The organism is Ohtaekwangia kribbensis, assembly GCF_042676245.1.
Lineage (GTDB): Bacteria > Bacteroidota > Bacteroidia > Cytophagales > Cyclobacteriaceae > Ohtaekwangia > Ohtaekwangia kribbensis.
The window spans coordinates 477619-496299 of the sequence record NZ_JBHTKA010000003.1; the positions used below are offsets into that span (position 1 = coordinate 477619).

Consider the following 18681-nt stretch of genomic DNA (forward strand, 5'->3'; position numbering starts at 1 on the left):
GATGCAAATGCATAGAAAAATCCTCATGGCTGTTATAGCTATGATCAGTGTATCCGCAGCGTATGCCCAGGATACGCCTATGAAAAAACTGATCCTGCAAGACATGTCCGCCTTCAAGCCACAAGCGGGCAACTGGCAGATTGTAGGTGATGTTACGATCGACCCAACGATCGACATTCACCATGAACCCGAAAAAGCTCCTGTTGAAACCGGAAAGAAAAAAAAGAAATCAAAAGAAGAGACCGCTCCTAAAACTCCACAAGCCGTAACCTTTACGGCAGGCACCGGAGTGCTGCTGAACATGAATGATGAATCGAAAAAAGATAACCTCGTATCTGCATTCGAACATGGCGATATAGAACTGGAACTTGAAGTGATGTTGCCGAAAGGATCCAACTCCGGCATTTACCTGCAAGGTCGTTACGAAGTTCAGCTACTCGATAGCTGGGGCGTAAAGAGTCCATCGTTCTCCGATATAGGCGGTATATACCGGAACTGGGAAAGCGAACCTTCTAAAATATACATGGGCAAAGCTCCGCTGAGTAACCCTGCAAAAGCACCGGGACTCTGGCAAAAGATGAGTATATCTTTTCGCGCTCCCAAGTTTGATGCTTCCGGAAAGAAAATTGCCAACGCAAGGTTTGTTTCGGTTGAACTGAATGGAGTAAAGATTCACGACAACGTTGAAGTACCCCTGCCAACCGGTGGCCCGATTGAAAACAACGAGAAGGCTACCGGCCCACTGATGATACAGGGCGACCATGGTCCCGTTGCATTCCGCAACGTTCGTTACAAGCTTATGAAAGAAACAAAAGTTTCACTGAGCGATATAAGCTATAAAGCATTCAAAGGAACCTTCAGTGAAGTGGATGACTTCGCTACACTAAAGCCTGTAAAGGCCGGGGCAACACCTGAGTTATCAGCAGAAGTACTCGATGATGAAAATATGTATGGCATCATCTATACCGGCAAGATAAATGTACCTGAAGATGAAACGTATTACTTTGACATCAGCTATACCGGGGGTATAACATTCTCGATCAACAATCAGCGACTGATCGATGAACAACGTCCGGATGGTGGCGGAAGAAACCGCGCTACACTTGCACTCAAAGCCGGTACATATCCGTTCGAGATTGCCAATTTCAAAACGGCTTCATGGATGCCTCCGCGACTGGGCCTCACTGCGCAAACGGCCAACACGTACCCGGTAGTATTGAATGCCTATAATTCATTCCCTCCGGATGACGATCCTACATCGCCTATCATTATTACAGCGGGTGCTGAACCCAGGTTACTGCGCGCATTTATAGACTTTAAAAGAGACAGAAGCCAGCGACTTACGCACACTATTGGTGTAGGCGAGCCTGCGAAGATCAACTACGTATATGATCTCGGCTCGGGCAATCTGGCCTGCGTATGGCGTGGTGAATTTGTAAATGCTACACCGATGTGGCACGATCGCGGTGATGGATCATTTCGTCCGCTGGGAGCTGTACAGTATTTATTTATAGGACAACCCCTCGCGTTCCTGGCAAATGCAAACGAGGCCTTCCCGACTACAGGTAAAGATGGTGAGTACCGCTCTAAAGGATATACCATCGAAGAAGAAACCCGCAGACCTATATTTAAATATACTTATCAGGGACTGGATGTAGAGGATAAAGTATATCCGGAAGACAATGCAAGAAGCATTACACATGAAGTTGCTATAAAAAACCGCGGCACAAAAACCGGTCTGTACTATAAACTGGCAGAAGGCTCGAGCATTACAAAAAATCCAAACGGATCGTATGCAATTGATGATAAGCAATACTATATACAAACTTCTGCCCCGGCTACTGTACGCGATGTGAATGGTAAAAAAGAATTAGTGGTAGCGGTGGATGGAAGCAATGTAAAATATACAATCATCTGGTAACCGATAAAGCATTGAATTGACATGAAGAACTTTATAAAGATATATTTCATAGCAGTTGCTTTACTGGTAAGCACGCTATATGCAGAGGCACAACGAATTCCTACGGAAGATGATTACTACAAGATCATCACGATACCGGCACCCGAAGGTGTATTGCTCGAAGTGGGAGGTGTAGCAACCTTACCCGATGGAAGAATTGCCGTATCAACCCGCAGAGGTGATGTATGGGTCATTGAAAATGCAGCACTGGCCGAGGGGGGATCGCCTACCTATACATTGTTTGCATCCGGTTTGCATGAACCTTTAGGACTCGCCTATAAAGATCAGGCACTTTATGCCGCGCAACGTGGTGAACTTACCAAACTGGTAGATACCAATGGCGATGGTAAAGCAGATGTATATGAGACTATATATGCATGGCCTATATCCGGTCACTATCACGAGTATTCCTTCGGACCGAAGATCGCCCCGGATGGAAGTTTCTTTGTAACAGGTAACGTTGCATTCGGTGATGAAGAATGGTGGCGTGGTGAAAGTCGCAGACCGTGGAGAGGCTGGACGATGAAGATACATCCGGATGGTACATTAGAGCCCTGGGCTACCGGTATGCGTTCTCCTTGCGGACTGGGTATGATTGATGGCGAATTTTTCTATGACGATAACCAGGGAGACTTTATGGGCTCCGGTGGTATATTTCACGTAACGAAAGGAAGCTTCACCGGCCACCCTGCTGGTTTACGCTGGACAAATTTACCGAACTCTCCTGTTAAGCTTACATCCGAACAATTCTTTGCCAGCATCGATGAGCGTAGAATAAAAAAGAATGGTCAACATATAAAACCTGAAAATATAGCAGACGAAAAGAATCCAAATTTACTCTACAAGTTCAAGGAGAAGTTTCCGGAAACACGTATACCGGCAGTGTGGTTGCCACACGGTGTGCTGGGTATATCAAACTCGGAAATTATCCGCGATGAGACAGCCGGTAAATTTGGTCCGTTCGCAGGACAGATCTTTGTTGGCGATCAGGGACAAAGTAAAGTAATGCGTGTGGTGATGGAGAAAGTAAAGGGAGAGTTTCAAGGTGTTGCATTTGATTTCCGTTCCGGATTTCAATCTGGCGTACTCCGCATGAACTGGGGACACGATGGCTCCATGTATGTAGGTGAAACGAACCGCGGCTGGGGTTCTGCCGGAACAACAAACTCCGGTTTGCAACGACTGCTCTGGATGGGTAAAGTACCTATGGAAATGAAGACCGTTCGCGCCATGCCGGATGGTTTTGAAATTGAATTTACTCTGCCCGTAGATAAGGGTAAAGCGGAAGATCTTTCATCGTATGTAGGCAGAAGCTATATATATAAATATCACTCGGTATATGGAAGCCCTACCATCAACGAAGAGAAGCTGAATATCAAAGGAGTAAAAGTTTCAGAAGACGGTACAAAAGTTCGCCTCGTGATCGATAACCTCCGTCAGTATTACCTGCACGAAATCACCGTACCGGGTATACGTTCGAAAGACAGCAACCTGCCGGTGCTACATGCTTCCGCATACTATACATTGAACAACATTCCGGAAGGAGTAAAATTACCAGCCAGCGAGTTGAGTACTAAAAAATCAACAACGGCTACAACAAAAGCTGCTCCAGCCAAAACAACTACAACAACAGCTACCAGCAGCAAGAAAGCACCAACGTACGCAGAGATCGAACCTTTACTAGTGAAGAATACATGTACTGCCTGCCATGCTGTAAACAAGCGCCAGGTAGGACCTGCTTTTGCAGATATAGCGAAACGCAAGTATAGCAATGATCGCATCGTGCAACTTATCTATAATCCTGAACCTAAAAACTGGCCGGAGCACGAAACACCAATGGCTCCTATGCCACAGGTACCCAAAGCAGAAGCATTAAAGATTGCAGCGTGGATCAACTCGCTACGCATCGAGAAGGCCCCTACGCCATAAACAAAATTACCAACTGGTATAAATATAAATCCCGAAGTATTGCTTCGGGATTTATTGTATATATACTTTCGGTACCAACCACCATCATTATCGATTCTCGATCGCTACATGTAGTTCGCTTTGGGTGATGTAGTAATTGCTTTGGGAGGTTTTTACCTTGGCAATTATATTTACTTTCTCGTTTACGTAGGAACCGCGGGGTAAAGAAATATTTATTTCACCCACACCGTTTTTCACATCTGTAACACGGGATGCCTCCATGCTTATATATTTACCCTCAGACAGATCGCCCACAAAATATTCAACCCCCTTGCTGTCATCCGACATCCTCAACCTGATAGTATAGGTTGCGCTGTCTTTGATCTGATCAACCGTAGTTACTTCAATAATAGGGTAACGTTGTTTCAACTTACCATCAATGGTATATTCTTTCAGACCGGTACAAAGGTGCCCTTCATAATAAGGTACTTCAGCCATCAGATCACCGCTCCTTCTGTAACGTTTTTGAACGCCATGCATCTGGTTAAGATGATATGGAGTTTCCTGGCTAACAACTCCTGACTCAAAATATCTTCGCGCAACACCTTCCCGAAAATTGTTCTCGTACATCACCTCCTGAAAAATCTTACCGGACTTATAATATTCTTTCGCCATACCCTGCTGTGAGCCATACGCATAGGCGATTTCCTTATGCAAGGCGCCATTCTGATAGTATATCTTTTTTACATGATAACCGGGAGATTCCTGTTGCTTTTCCGGAGCCGGAGACTTGTATGGAAAGCATGACTGCAACATAAAAATAATAACGAGGCAACGGAGCCAAACGGGCTTATTCATAGGTTTAGGACTTATGTGCAAGATAATTAATTCTAAAAATCAGACTATTGTCTCATAGATTTTTTGCATGAATCATTATCAATCAACGAGTTGATATGCCATAGTAGGATGATGCCTGCGGAAATTCTAAAAAAATATTTGCGCTGTTCAATCTTTTTTTTGCAGAAATAGAAAACTCTACTACATTTGCAATCCCAAACGGGAGCTTAGCTCAGCTGGTTCAGAGCATCTGCCTTACAAGCAGAGGGTCGGGGGTTCGAACCCCTCAGCTCCCACACTGAAAGACAGCCACTTACGGGTAAAACCTGTGAGTGGCTTTTTCATTTGCACGTGATTTGCACTTTAGTTTGTAAATTCGTCAGTCATTTTTTCTGAGGCATGTGTTCCTTTCATTTGAAGAGTTGAGCCAATTAACAAATGGCCTTAACTATGGTGTCGGCCTTATCGACACTGTTTGGGATAGCAATTACATCAATGACTTACTTTTGGGGACATACCTCTAAGTATTTGTAAAATATAGCTAGATTGAGGGTTAACAAAAAATCATTCAATCGTTATCATGTGTGATCGTTAAACTCACGTGACAAATTCAAAATACGGCATGGCTAGAATGCATTTCAATATGACAATGATTGCGCGAGATCGGCACCAGCACTCTCGCCATGTTGCAGTTTCGTACTTCAACATTCAGCAGACGCAAAGAAGATTGATATGATTTCCCTTTTCCAGTCAAAATACTTTGCACACGAGCTTACTAGGCGATTTCCATCGGATAGTAGAGAAAAGCTTGCCGGAGCATTGGTTGATGCGCAGGTTGACTTAAATCCGCACCAAGTTGATGCAGCTCTGTTTGCTTTCAGATCTCCTCTGTCTAAAGGTGCATTGTTAGCAGACGAAGTTGGTCTTGGAAAAACTATTGAAGCGGGGTTAGTGCTAGCCCAGAAATGGGCTGAGCGCAAACGACACATTTTGATTATCACGCCTTCGAATCTTCGTAAACAGTGGCATCAAGAGATGCAGGAGAAATTTTTTCTTCCCTGTATGATTCTTGAAACGAAGTCGTACAACCATGCCATTAAGTCTGGCAATCTACAACCATTCGATACAAGAGATAAGATCGTTATCTGCTCCTATCAATTTGCAAAGAATAAAGCGTCAGATCTCCAAAGGATCCACTGGGATTTAGTTGTAATTGATGAGGCGCATCGTTTAAGAAATGTATATAAGACATCAAATATCATAGCGAACACTCTGAAAAATGCTTTGAAGCATGCCCCAAAGATATTGCTAACAGCAACTCCGCTTCAAAATTCGCTTTTAGAGTTATTTGGCCTCGTTAGCATCGTCGATGAACAAGCATTTGGCGATTTAAAAAGTTTTCGTGAGCAATTTCTTTACTTGAATGAAGATCAAGTTTTTCATACTCTCAAGGCACGTTTAAAACCTATCTGTCACAGAACACTTCGCCGACAAGTAAAATCGGTGTCTTATACTAGACGCTTACCAATGGTGGAGCAATTTACGCCAGACGAAAGCGAAGATCGACTTTATTCTTTAGTGTCGGAGTATTTGCGGAGAGATAATCTTCAAGCGCTGCCGAATAGTCAGCGTTCACTGATGACATTAGTTCTTCGAAAATTACTTGCGTCTTCCACTTTTGCCATCGCCGGTGCGCTTGATACACTTGCCGCTCGCCTTGAAAAGAAATTGGCAAAGCAAAGTCCTGCAGCTGACCTTGGAGATGAATTCGAGCAAGACTATGAAACGCTAAATGAGACAGCCGAAGAATGGCAAGACGAGAACGAAGAAGAGCCTCTTTCCGACTATGATCTAAGAGCGCTTGAAACCGAGATAAAAGATTTGAGGTCCTTTCGAGACCTTGCTGTTTCAATTCAATACAATGCAAAGGGCAAAGCGCTTTTAACTGCGCTTGAGAAGGCATTTGCTAATCCCACTCGGCCTCGAAAAGCAATTATATTTACAGAATCTAAAAAGACACAGGACTATCTAATGCGTTTGCTCGCAGATAGTCCCTATAACGAAGGTATTGTTCTGTTTAATGGTTCGAATACCGATGAAAAATCTAGAGCCATCTATGCAGCCTGGGTAGAAAGACACCGCGGAACCGATAAAGTTACTGGCTCAAGAACAGCGGATATGCGTTCAGCATTAGTTGACTACTTCCGAGAGGAGGGACAAATTATGATAGCCACTGAGGCAGGGTCTGAAGGTATCAACCTTCAGTTTTGTTCTCTAGTTGTCAATTACGATTTGCCCTGGAATCCTCAGCGAGTTGAGCAGAGAATCGGACGTTGCCATCGATATGGCCAGCTTCATGATGTTGTTGTTGTAAACTTTGTAAACTTAAAAAATGAAGCAGATCAACGTGTCTTTCAGTTATTATCCGAAAAATTTCAGTTATTCGAAGGCGTCTTCGGAGCAAGCGATGAAGTACTCGGAGCAATTGAATCTGGTGTGGACTTCGAGCGTCGAATAGCGGAGATCTATCAAAAATGTCGAACGCCTGAAGAAATTCGGTCCAACTTTGACCAATTGCAGTCTGAATTGAATGCTCAGATAAATGATACAATTACTCAAACCCGCAGGCAGTTGCTCGAAAATTTTGATGCGGAGGTAATTGAAAAATTAAAGGTGCATCAACAAGAAAGCCAAGCAAGCCTGAACCGTTATGAGCGAATGTTGATGGAAGTAACTCATCATGCATTGCAAGGCTATGCAACATTTAGAGATGAGAATAGGGATAGCTTCAATCTTATTAAATCTCCTTTTGAAAATCTTGATAAGGATATACCATTAGGACTGTATGAGTTACCGCGCAGATCAGGCGAGGCACACCTATATCGCCTTGGTCATCCGCTAGCCCAGAGAATCCTTGCAAAGGTAAAATCAGAGACGATCAGTAACGTTGAAGTTGTTTTTAACGTGTCCAAAGCACAACCAAAAGTTAGTGCGCTTGAACCTTACGTAGGTAAGACAGGCGACCTCGCTTTAACCCTTCTAACAATTGAAGCATTAGATCAAATCGAAGATTATTTGATTTTCACCGCGCGCACTGATGATGGCGACATTTTGGAACCTGATTTGGCGAAACGACTTACGACATTGCCGATCTCTACTATGCAGCCACACTCGAATACTAATGCAGCGGTTCTCGATTCATTAATTCAACAAGAACAAGCAAAAATTCAGGGTGATATTTCCGCTCGAAATGCTCTCTTCTTTTCAGCTGAAGCCGAGAAACTTGATAGTTGGGCTGAGGATTTGAAGATTACGATGGAGCGTGAGATCAAGGAAATGGATCGCGCGATAAAGGAAGCTAAACGCGCAGCAGCTGTTGCAAGCTCGCTTGAGGAAAAGTTAGCTGGACAAAAACAAGTAAAGGCATTGGAAAGCCAACGAAGCGAAAAAAGAAAAAAACTTTTTGATGCTCATGATGAGATAGATCGTAATCGTGACAAACTAATCGCTGATATAGAAGGGAAGCTGGAGCAAGTGGCATCTATCCAAACGATTCTTTCAGTAAAATGGATCTTGGAATGACGAATGAACGTCCATATGAGATGAGTCATATTGCGCCAGCCTTAAAAGCTGAATTCTTAGCACATGTTCCCGCCGCTCCATCTGGAACATCAGAAGAGAAAGAGCGTAACTTCTTGACTCGTGCCTTAGCAGCATATTCGTTGTTGAAGTTAACAGGCTGCACTACTGCGGAAGCCGCGAACGCTATTGTGGATGGTGGAGGCGATGGCGGGATCGATGCAATCTATTTTTCACCTGCAAACAACACTCTATGGCTTGTCCAATCTAAATACATTGATGATGGGCGAGGACAGCCAGCACTTGGAGATGCCAGCAAATTCAAGAATGGTATAGAGGCACTTTTGCAAGGTAACTTCGATGCATTTAACGGAAACACGAAATGGCAAGGCCTAATTCCTCAGGTACAGGGATGGTTGAAAGCACCCGCTCTTCAAGTAAAAGCTGTAATGGTATATACCGGTATCAGCGTCGTTGCTGATGATCGAATAAGAATATTCGAAGATTTGCGAAATCGCTTCAACAATGAAGATGAGTTTTTAGATTTTGCCCCGTATGGGTTGACTAGCATTCATGGATGGATTACGGGCATAGACGAAAGCCCTGGGGTCGATAGAATTGAAATCGAAGTTCTTGATGCGGGCTGGTTTCGGACTCCGTATGAAACCGTTCTTGGTAGAGTTAAGATTGATCACATCGTTAATCTTTATCGTCAACACGGCGCGAAACTTATTGCTGCAAATATCAGAAGATATAAGGGGAGCACTGATGTAAATGACAGAATTCTAAAAACGGCGGTTGAGGAACCACAAAGTCTATTCTATTTAAATAATGGACTAACCAGTTATTGTGATCGTCTTGAAGTACATACTCAGGATCGAGCAAATCCGAGACAAAAACGGGTGACGGCATATGGTTTATCAGTTGTCAACGGTGCGCAGACCTTGGGGACTTTATTGAAGGCCTATCCGATCGCAGGAACTGTTGTAGATGGCTATGTATCAATCAAAATTATTTCACTTAGTGGTCGCGAGGATGATCGTGAGTTTGCTCGCAGAATAACTGAGAGCACCAACTATCAGAATCAGATAAATGTTCGGGATTTTGCAGCCTTAGATGAACAACAAGAAAGGATAGCAGCTCAACTTCAGGTCGATGGTATTCAATATCACTATAAGTACGGGGATGAAACTCCAGACTCGGATGAAAGCAACTTTAATTTAGACGATGCGACAATCGCATTGGCGTGCCTTGAATCAGATTTTCAACTGTGTGCTCGTCTGATTTCAGATAGAAAATCACTTTGGTCGTTTGAAGAAGTTTATCCTGCAACCGATTTGTGGAGAACTCGGTATGAGAAAATTTTTCAACCCAGTCGTTCAAGTCGAACCATTTGGAGAGCTGTACAAGCCTATCAGATTGTCCTAGAAAGAATGAGAGCAGAAGGCAGAACGGCTTCAGGCGTTCGTAAGGCATTTTTTGAAAATGGACGGTGGCTTATTCTAAAAATTCTGTTTGTGAAAATGCACCCAGAACGTGGCGATGAATTAGCCCTACCCAGTCCCGTAAAGACAGGCGTTGTCACAAAAGTATTGGAAATTAGCACTGCGCTATGGCAGGCGTATGAGGAGCAAGGCTTTGGATCTGGAGCGCCCCATGCCAGATCAGTATTCAGCAGTCCTGCGGATTGTGAACGACTTTATAATGCAACAATGGCAAAACTAGCAGCTGGCACGCCACAGGCGCCCGCAGCTGCAACAGGGAATTAGATATGAGTAAAAGACAGAAATTAGAACTTACGTGGATTGGAAAAGAGCAAAGACCTAAGTTGGAGCCACGTATCTTGATCGAGGATTTCACTAAATCGTATCATGCAAAATATCGCATAAGTCCAGGAGACATCTTTGACAATACGCTAATCTTTGGTGATAATCTTTTAGCCCTCAAAGCTCTCGAACATGAGTTCGCAGGGAAAGTTAAATGCGTATTCATTGATCCTCCATACAACACTGGCAGTGCATTTCAGTACTATGATGATGGTATCGAGCATTCTATTTGGCTCGGATTGATGCGCGATCGACTTGAAATTATACGCAATCTTCTTTCGGAAGATGGATCACTATGGATTACCATTGATGATAATGAAGCGCATTATCTTAAAGTAATGTGTGATGAAATTTTCGGTCGGAGCAACTTTATTGGGGCAGCCGCTTGGGAGAAGTCCGATAGTCCAAGAATGGATGCGGTGTTCTTTTCATACCGACATGATAATGTTTTTGCCTATGCGAAAAATATTAAGAATGTTCTTTTCAAAAAACTAACATCTAATGATGTTCCCGCCCACTACAATAGAACTGATGAACAGGGGAGACTGTATTACACAAAGCCTTTGCGAGCAATGGGTGGGCAAGGTGAAACAAGAGAAGCGCGCCCTACGCTTTACTATCCAATCATAGCGCCAGACGGCACCGAAGTATTTCCAAAGAAGCAAGATGGAACAGATGGTGCCTGGCGATGGAAAAAAGAAAAAGTGGAGCAGGAGAAGGATCGTATTGACTGGGTTAATGGAAGAAATGGATGGACACCCTACTACAGGATTTATGCTGACAACATTCAGGGAAGGCCACCTGAGACAATATGGTTTCATGATGAGGTTGGCACGAATAGGACTTCAAAAGCAGAGATTAAAGCACTTAACCTTGCTGAAAAAGCATTCGATACTCCAAAACCTGAAAGTCTGATCAAACGAATATTGGAAATCGCTAGCAATCCGAATGACCTTGTTTTAGATTCTTTTGCTGGCTCAGGTACAACAGGTGCCGTTGCACATAAAATGGGCAGACGATGGATAATGGTAGAATTAGGTGAGCACTGCCATACACACATAATTCCTCGGCTTAAAAAGGTCATAGATGGTGAAGATAAAGGGGGCATTACTGAAATTACGAACTGGGAAGGTGGTGGTGGCTTTCGTTATTATTCTCTTGCGCCTTCACTTCTCGAAAAAGATAAATGGGGTAACTGGATTATATCAAAGGAGTATAATTCAGCGCAACTTTCACAAGCTCTGTGCAAATTAGAGGGCTTTACCTACGCGCCTTCCGATACAATCTACTGGCAGCAAGGATACTCAACTGAACAAGATTTTATTTACGTCACAACCCAAAACTTGACTGCAGAACAATTGCAGGTTTTGAATGAAGATGTTGGATCGGAACGCACGCTCTTGGTGCTTTGTTCTGCGTTCAAAGGGAATGTAGATCGATTCCCAAGTTTAACCGTCAAGAAAATTCCACGAGCCGTGTTGACTAAATGTGAGTGGGGGCATGATGATTATTCCTTGAACGTACAAAACCTTCCTATGGCAGAGCATGACGAAGATGGGGTGAAATCAAAAAACTTAATGCAACCCAGTCTGTTCGACGGGATAAAGAAATCATGAATAGATTTGTAAATTCAATTTCAGGCCGCCTGTCGTTACGCGATCCGCAACGACACAGCTTAGATATCTTAGCAAGGATTTGTGAAATCGCCACTCCAAGTAAAGTTGTAGATCTACAAGCCGCATTAAAAGCTATTCAAGCTGAATATCCGTCAGTAGAAGATTTCGAGCGAGAGTTTCCATCACTGTGTTTCGCACTTGCGACTGGCGTTGGCAAAACGAGACTGATGGGCGCTTTCATAACTTACTTACACGTAGCGCACGGGATAAACAATTTTTTCGTTTTGGCTCCGAACCTGACGATCTACAATAAACTCATTTCTGATTTTCAGCCTGCGTCGCCTAAGTATGTATTTAAAGGCATTTCGGAATTCTCAATCAATCCGCCTGCGATAATTACAGGTGACGATTATCAAGATCTTGCTGGTAACCTCTTTGATCAGCTTCTAAGATGTAAAATAAACATCTTTAATATTTCTAAAATTAACTCCGAGGTGCGCGGTGGTAAACTGCCAAAAATAAAACGCCTTGCTGAGTATATTGGTCAAAGTTATTTCGATTATCTCGCAAGCCTACCGGATTTAGTTCTATTGATGGACGAGTCTCATAGATATCGCGCTTCAGCTGGGGTGCGTGCTATCAATGAACTCAAACCAATAATCGGACTTGAGCTTACTGCCACCCCATTAATTGAAACCGCTAGAGGCCCCGTTCCTTTTAAAAATATTATCTATGATTATGCTTTGGGCAAAGCAATGGATGATGGTTATGTGAAAGAACCTGCAGTAGTTACTCGCAAAGATTTTAGTCCTTCAGGAATGAGCTCTGAGGATATCGAACGCCTCAAATTAGAGGATGGTATTCGCCTACATGAAGCTACAAAAGTTGAACTAGAGACGTATGCACGAGAAACAGATAAGAAGATTGTTAAACCGTTCTTACTCGTTATCGCCCGAGACACTTCCCATGCTGGTCAGCTACAAAATTTAATCAAGTCAGAGGGTTTTTTTGATGGTCGATATAAAGACAAAGTTATTCAAGTCGATTCCAGTCAAAGCGGAGAAAAAGAAGACGAGATGATTCAAAGGCTCCTTTCAGTTGAGAATCCTGAAGAGCCGACAGAAATTGTCATTCACGTTAATATGTTAAAAGAAGGTTGGGATGTTACCAACCTCTACACAATTGTTCCATTACGAGCTGCAAACGCTCGCATCTTGATTGAACAATCAATTGGGAGAGGGTTGCGTCTCCCGTATGGAAAACGTACTGGTGTCGAAGCTGTTGATCGTTTGAGCATTGTTGCCCATGACAAATTCCAAGAGATTATAGACGAAGCGAATAGACAAGACTCTGCTATACGATTAAAACAGGTAATACTTAGTGATACCGATCTGAAGCAAAGAACAGCCACAATTGTCTCTCAGTCAAATCTGGCTCAAATGCTGGGTGATTCGTCAAAGCGTAACGTTGATTCAATACACGGTATTGATCAAAAGCCTTCTGAATTTCAATCGCCAGAAGAACAAAAGATAGCCCAAATCACTCATAAAATTATTGAGAAATTGTCGCGTGACGCCAAGCTTCTGCCAAGCACTACATTTCTTCAAAATGAGGAGATAAAGGAGCAGTTGTTTCGTGAAGTTGAAGTTGAATACAGACCTCAGCAATTGGAGTTGGAAGGAATTGTAAATGCTCCTGATATCGCAGCGATTATCTCAAAGACTGCATCACTCGTTATTCAACAAACAATAGATATACCTCGCATTTCAGTTGTTCCCAAAGGAGAAATAAAATCTGGCTTTAAACAATTCATACTTAAACTTGAAGGACTGCAATTCCAGCCACCAGAAGAGACCCTTTGGGTTCAATACTTGCGCACTGGGAAAAGTACTGAATTAGGACTTGGCGAAGGTGGTATAGAAGAGGACAGACTAGAAAATTACGTGGTTGCAGGTCTCATAGATTTTGATGATGTCTCATACGATGACAATGCCGATATTTTGTATGATCTCGCTAAACAGGTAATTACTCATCTACAATCATACTTATCTCAAGAACAAATTGGAAAAGTATTACGATTTCATCAACGTGAAATTGCACGTTTTGTTCATGCTCAAATGGTAGATCACTATTGGGAAGAAGCAGTTGGCTATGACGTTGTAGTAAGTTCTGGGTTCTCGCCACTACGAGAAAGTGCCTATACTGCATTGGCAGGACAAGATCCGCAAGATTTTCGGAAGCCTATTGCTAACAAAGCAAATATATCAAAGCTGATTTTTGGGGGTTTTAGCAAATGCCTTTATCCATTGCAGAAATTTGATTCTGATACAGAACGCCAACTTGCGATAATTCTCGATCGTGATGCGACTAAGTGGTTCAAGCCCGCACGTGGACAATTCCAAATTTATTATCGTGCCGCGGCTGGAGAACAAGAATATCAGCCGGACTTTGTTGCTGAATCAGACGAGCATATCTACATGTTTGAGGCAAAATCGAGGAATCAATTAGAAGCGCCTGATGTAGTCGCAAAAAAAATTGCCGCCACTCAATGGTGTCACCAAGCGTCAGACCATGCAAAGAGTTATGGTGGAAAAACTTGGGTTTATCTGGTAGTACCGCATGATATGGTCTCTGAAAACATGACACTGGCAGGGCTTGCGAGACAGTATGGCGTAATCACAAATGCATAAAGATATCACTACGGAGAAACTTCAAAGTCAAAAGAAATTTACGACATCAACACAGAAGAAATATAGATAAAGCATAGTATCTAAATCAGGAGCTAATCGGTAATGAGTAAACTAAACATCAGTGGCATCGTTGAAAACATTCAAAGTAGATCCAGTGTTTATACGCCGGTTATCGAAGCGATTGTTAATGCAATACAAGCGATAGAAGACAAGACGATTACCGATGGAAAGATTGAAATCGTTCTTCACCGAAAAGGCCAATTAGAACTTAGCGATAGTATTCCTGATGTTAAAACGATTGAGATAATTGACAACGGTATTGGATTTAACACAAAGAATCGAGACTCATTCGATACATTCTACAGCGAATTAAAAAAGGAAATTGGCGGCAAAGGATTTGGTCGCTTTCTCTATCCGAAATACTTTCAAAACACGTTTGTTGAAAGTGTCTTCAGGTCTGAGGAAGACAAACTTAAAAAGCGTGCATTCAAGTTTGGCAGCGTGGACGAAATTATCGTGGATGAGACTATTGGAGAGGCGCCTGATAGCAACAATTACACAAAGATTACATTAAGCGATCTGCGAGAAAATCATCGATTTGAAAAACAAATTGAAACAATCTCCAAGCGAATATTAGAGCGCATATTAATCTATTTTATTAACGATGAATTTGCGTGCCCAGTTATTTCAGTGAAAGAAGCCGATGGATCAAATGTCATTGTGCTCAATGAATACTTGAAAAGTAAAAAAGAGATACAGCTATTTAAAGATGTGGATTTTGAAGTGAAAGGGACAAACTCATCTGTTCATAACTTTAAAGCAAAGATTTTCAAAATATACTACCCCGCAAACCAGACTAGCAAGGTAAGTCTCGTGGGACACAATCGTGAAGTGACGGACTCTTACCTTCATCGTTTTATTCCTGAATTTGAGGATGAATTTTTTGATAGCGGAAGCGACCCAGGATCAAAAAAGAATTTCATTATAAAAACCTATGTGCTCGGAAAATATCTAGACAGCAATGTTTCCCTTGAGCGGGAAACATTCAATTTTCCCAAAGAGAATCGAGACGCTTTCTTTCCTTTGTCACAAGCCGATATCGAGAATCGAGCAGCTGAAGTAACAAAAGATGCATTTAATGAGGATGTAAAAGTACGTTCGGAGCGGAAAGTGCAGAAGGTTAGGGAATACGTTAACTCTAACGCACCATGGCATAAACCGTATCTCAAGGATCTGGATTTATCCAAGATGCCGTACAACCTACCTGACAACGAAATCGAGCTACAACTGCAAAATGCAAAATTTAAGAAGGAACAATCTACCGTCGCGGACTTGAAGCGTTTGATGAATGCGTCTGACGCTGAGTTCTCTTCTAATATAGGCGAGGCAATTTCAAAGATTTCTGAAATTGGAAAGAGTGATCTGGCTCATTACGTTTTTAACAGGAAGATTGTGCTTGAGACTTTCACGGAACTGTTAAAAAGACGTGAGGATGGCAAAGGTGAACTTGAGGAGCAGATTCACAATTTGATTTTCCCAATGAGAACTGATTCAGAAACGACGGCATATCGCGATCACAATCTGTGGCTTCTTGATGAGAGACTGGTCTTTTCGGAGTATGTAGCCTCTGATAGGAAAATTTCAACCAAGCGAAAAAAGAAAGGTTCAACTGACAACGATAAAGCGCTGGGTGAACCAGATTTGGTTGTATTTGATAAAAAACGATCTTTTAGAAGTGGCGAAAACGAGTTTAGCAACCCGTTGACTATTTTTGAATTTAAACGCCCCAAACGGGACAATTACAAAGCAGATGAAGATCCCATCAAGCAAATTGGTGAATACTTAGATGAAATTAGAGCAGGAAAATATGACATGCCTGAAGGCCTTGAGAAAATTAAGGTAAACGACTACACTCCTGTGTATGCGTTTGTTGTTTGTGACATTAACGACAAAATTAAAGCGTTTGCAAAACAACATTCATTAACACCTAGCCCAGATCAAGAAGGATATTTTTCATTTCACGTTGGGTACAAAATGTATGTTGAGTTGATAAGCTTTAAAAAGCTTCTTAATGATGCCAACTTGAGAAATAAAATATTCTTCAAAAAGCTACAACTGGAATAGTAGTTCACATAATCATTTAAGTGAAACGATGTCTTTTCAATTACGAATGCAAGCCGATGACTTTTTAAGGGCGTATCAGGTATTGGAGAAAAACTACAATGCCGCCACGCTTGCTGTAATGGGCCCAAGTATTGTATGTTTAGCTTTCGCGGTTGAGCTTTATCTTAAAGATCTTCACGTTATCCTAACAGGCAAAGCACCCCGAATTCACAACATCTACAAACTGTTCGAAAAATTACCTGTATCAGTTAAGCAAGAAATCTTTACCCATAAATCAATTAGTGAAAATCCGTTTATGACTAGGGGTGATATTCTTTCACCAGAGTACTTTAATCGTACATGTAGTTTGAATGACAGATTTGTTGATCAAATGAAGGCGATAAGTGATGGCTTTGAGAAGTGGCGTTACGCGCATGAAAGCGTTACTCTTAAATATGATTCATTTTTTGCTATAGCTCTTATTGAGGCCGTTGCAGAAACTGCCGATAACATCCGACAACAGAAGTATAACAAGATAAAAAGATAAGCATTACGATTCATTTCATAACGTCAAAAGGCATTGCTATCGCATTTGGAAATACTTCACCCTTGTTAAGCTCGATGTAATTGGTCCCGAAGTCTAAGCCGCGTTCAAAAACTATGGACGATCTGCACAACTTGATTAACTGGGCATGGGGACCGTTGGGGCACTTATAGCGTGCACGTTTGTGAAATATGAATTAAGTCATTGACATAATTGGCTGCGGGGGCAGGATTTGAACCTGCAGCCTTCAGGTTATGAGGGGACATTGCATTATCCCTAATTATCTCCTATGGTAGCACCACGGTAGCACCGAAAAATCTTGTAACGGCGATTAATCGATTATCACATTGAAAATTATTGACTTGTTGTTTAGTGGCAAGGAGGTTCGGTCCGGTATATGTTCTTTACCAAGTGGCGTTGAGGTCTGTTGATCAAGGAGCCCCCTGGTGCCTTTACAAATATTTGCAAGATCAATAATGTCACGCTCAGACAAGTTACCACTTGCGATTAAACGGCGTAGTGCGTCACGTTGCCAGACAGGTCGATCTTGCGACCAATCAAGGATTTCCAGTAAAACATTCATCTGTTTTTCACCCTGTAACGAGAAGGCTAATCGAACTAAATGTACTCGAATTTAAAAATTGATGATAGTAAATATCTGATTAATAATAATTGAGAAAATCTCTCCTAGTAAAATAAAAGTGCCGCTATCATCGATATAAATAACCGTCTATATTTAGTTATGAAAACACACGATCATAATGCTCAGGGTGTAAAATCCTCCTTAATAGCTATTGAGGCCGATTTTAATGCTGAGCTAAACAAATACATTAATGTAGTAGAAACAGCAACGCTAGTATCACAAAATCAGGGCGGTGTATCAACCGATGGCCGAGGAATAAGAAGTAGTCGAATATTTACTAGACAAGTTCTTTCTGGCTTAAGTTTATTAAAACTACTTTCTCACAGCAGTCCGCACGATCTGCTGTGGGATGTAGGTTCAGTTGCATCTCTTTCAAGAAATTTAATCGAAGGCTTTCTGAGCCTCTATTATTTTGGGCTTGAAAAAATTTCAGATGAAGAGGCCGAGCTAAGATTTTTCATTGCGCAACGCCATCGGAATATTGAGTTATATAATATACGTAAGGCATATAATATACCTAGTAGTGAATTGGAAGATTTTAAAAACGGCATACCTATAGAAACAGATAGGATTAAGAATCATTTATTTTTTAAAACATTAACTGAAGCGCAGAAAAAAAGAATTCTAAACGGCGCTGAAATGTATAAAACAAGGCAAGAGTTTGAAGCGGAAATCCCTTTTTGTAAGGGGCTAATTGCAAACTACAGACAGTTATCAAATTTGGTACATCCATTGCCTCTGTATATAGAGCAAATTAGCAACGATCATGGAAGAGGATTAGGTAGCGTTGGTGAAATCGGCTATTGCTTACTGTGCACAATGTTCGGAAGAAAGTATTTGGCTGCCAGCACTGTTGGGATTGTAGATCACTTTCCAAATCACTTTAGTAGTCAAATAAAAAAGGAAATTGACAACTTGAGAAATCTTATTCACGAAGGCTTTTAGAAATGTGCAGCCAGGTCCAATATTCGTTTT

General features: G+C 42.0%; 10 protein-coding genes and 1 tRNA gene. 10 read left to right on the top strand and 1 reads right to left on the bottom strand.

Annotated elements, in window-relative coordinates; translation table 11 throughout:
* Nucleotides 1-7 precede the first annotated feature (7 nt).
* A complete protein-coding gene (locus ACFQ21_RS12705; protein WP_377579565.1) occupies nucleotides 8-1921 on the top strand; it encodes a family 16 glycoside hydrolase in 1914 nt (637 codons plus the stop codon).
* A 21-nt stretch (nucleotides 1922-1942) separates the two neighbouring features.
* Nucleotides 1943-3889 carry a c-type cytochrome gene (locus ACFQ21_RS12710; RefSeq protein WP_377579567.1) on the top strand — a complete coding sequence of 649 codons (1947 nt, stop codon included), beginning with the start codon at nucleotides 1943-1945 and terminating at the stop codon, nucleotides 3887-3889.
* An 87-nt stretch (nucleotides 3890-3976) separates the two neighbouring features.
* Here the strand turns inward: ACFQ21_RS12710 and ACFQ21_RS12715 are convergent, their stop codons facing one another.
* Nucleotides 3977-4726, bottom strand: coding sequence for a toxin-antitoxin system YwqK family antitoxin (locus ACFQ21_RS12715; protein ID WP_377579569.1), 750 nt, complete (start codon nucleotides 4724-4726; stop codon nucleotides 3977-3979).
* Between the two features lie 200 nt (nucleotides 4727-4926).
* Here ACFQ21_RS12715 and ACFQ21_RS12720 point away from each other — a divergent pair.
* The 8 genes from ACFQ21_RS12720 (at nucleotide 4927) to ACFQ21_RS12755 (ending at nucleotide 18651) form a co-directional block, all read left to right on the top strand.
* Nucleotides 4927-5001, top strand: a tRNA-Val gene (locus ACFQ21_RS12720).
* A gap of 436 nt (nucleotides 5002-5437) precedes the next feature.
* Nucleotides 5438-8287 (top strand): SNF2-related protein, encoded by a 2850-nt coding sequence (locus ACFQ21_RS12725; RefSeq protein WP_377579571.1) that lies wholly within the window; start codon nucleotides 5438-5440, stop codon nucleotides 8285-8287.
* Nucleotides 8284-10053, top strand: coding sequence for an AIPR family protein (locus ACFQ21_RS12730; protein WP_377579573.1), 1770 nt, complete (start codon nucleotides 8284-8286; stop codon nucleotides 10051-10053). The genes ACFQ21_RS12725 and ACFQ21_RS12730 overlap by 4 nt, the downstream gene beginning before the upstream one ends.
* A 2-nt stretch (nucleotides 10054-10055) precedes the next feature.
* Nucleotides 10056-11726, top strand: a complete 1671-nt coding sequence (locus tag ACFQ21_RS12735; protein WP_377579575.1) for a site-specific DNA-methyltransferase — start codon at nucleotides 10056-10058, stop codon at nucleotides 11724-11726.
* The gene (locus tag ACFQ21_RS12740; protein ID WP_377579576.1) at nucleotides 11723-14416 is read left to right on the top strand and encodes a DEAD/DEAH box helicase; all 2694 of its coding nucleotides are present in this window, start codon (nucleotides 11723-11725) and stop codon (nucleotides 14414-14416) included. Before ACFQ21_RS12735 ends, ACFQ21_RS12740 begins: the two co-directional genes overlap by 4 nt.
* 102 nt (nucleotides 14417-14518) lie before the next feature.
* Nucleotides 14519-16540: an ATP-binding protein gene (locus ACFQ21_RS12745; RefSeq protein WP_377579578.1), complete on the top strand. Its 2022-nt coding sequence runs from the start codon at nucleotides 14519-14521 to the stop codon at nucleotides 16538-16540.
* Nucleotides 16541-16568: 28 nt separating this feature from the next.
* Nucleotides 16569-17066, top strand: coding sequence for a hypothetical protein (locus tag ACFQ21_RS12750; RefSeq protein ID WP_377579579.1), 498 nt, complete (start codon nucleotides 16569-16571; stop codon nucleotides 17064-17066).
* Between the two features lie 739 nt (nucleotides 17067-17805).
* Nucleotides 17806-18651, top strand: coding sequence for a hypothetical protein (locus tag ACFQ21_RS12755; RefSeq protein WP_377579580.1), 846 nt, complete (start codon nucleotides 17806-17808; stop codon nucleotides 18649-18651).
* Nucleotides 18652-18681 lie beyond the last annotated feature (30 nt).

Excerpts from the sequence above, each read along its gene's own strand:
- ACFQ21_RS12705 (WP_377579565.1), top strand. The coding sequence starts at position 8 with ATGCATAGAAAAATCCTCATGGCTGTTATAGCTATGATCAGTGTATCC.
- ACFQ21_RS12710 (WP_377579567.1), top strand. The coding sequence starts at position 1,943 with ATGAAGAACTTTATAAAGATATATTTCATAGCAGTTGCTTTACTGGTA.
- ACFQ21_RS12715 (WP_377579569.1), bottom strand. The coding sequence starts at position 4,726 with ATGAATAAGCCCGTTTGGCTCCGTTGCCTCGTTATTATTTTTATGTTG.
- ACFQ21_RS12725 (WP_377579571.1), top strand. The coding sequence starts at position 5,438 with ATGATTTCCCTTTTCCAGTCAAAATACTTTGCACACGAGCTTACTAGG.
- ACFQ21_RS12730 (WP_377579573.1), top strand. The coding sequence starts at position 8,284 with ATGACGAATGAACGTCCATATGAGATGAGTCATATTGCGCCAGCCTTA.
- ACFQ21_RS12735 (WP_377579575.1), top strand. The coding sequence starts at position 10,056 with ATGAGTAAAAGACAGAAATTAGAACTTACGTGGATTGGAAAAGAGCAA.
- ACFQ21_RS12740 (WP_377579576.1), top strand. The coding sequence starts at position 11,723 with ATGAATAGATTTGTAAATTCAATTTCAGGCCGCCTGTCGTTACGCGAT.
- ACFQ21_RS12745 (WP_377579578.1), top strand. The coding sequence starts at position 14,519 with ATGAGTAAACTAAACATCAGTGGCATCGTTGAAAACATTCAAAGTAGA.
- ACFQ21_RS12750 (WP_377579579.1), top strand. The coding sequence starts at position 16,569 with ATGTCTTTTCAATTACGAATGCAAGCCGATGACTTTTTAAGGGCGTAT.
- ACFQ21_RS12755 (WP_377579580.1), top strand. The coding sequence starts at position 17,806 with ATGAAAACACACGATCATAATGCTCAGGGTGTAAAATCCTCCTTAATA.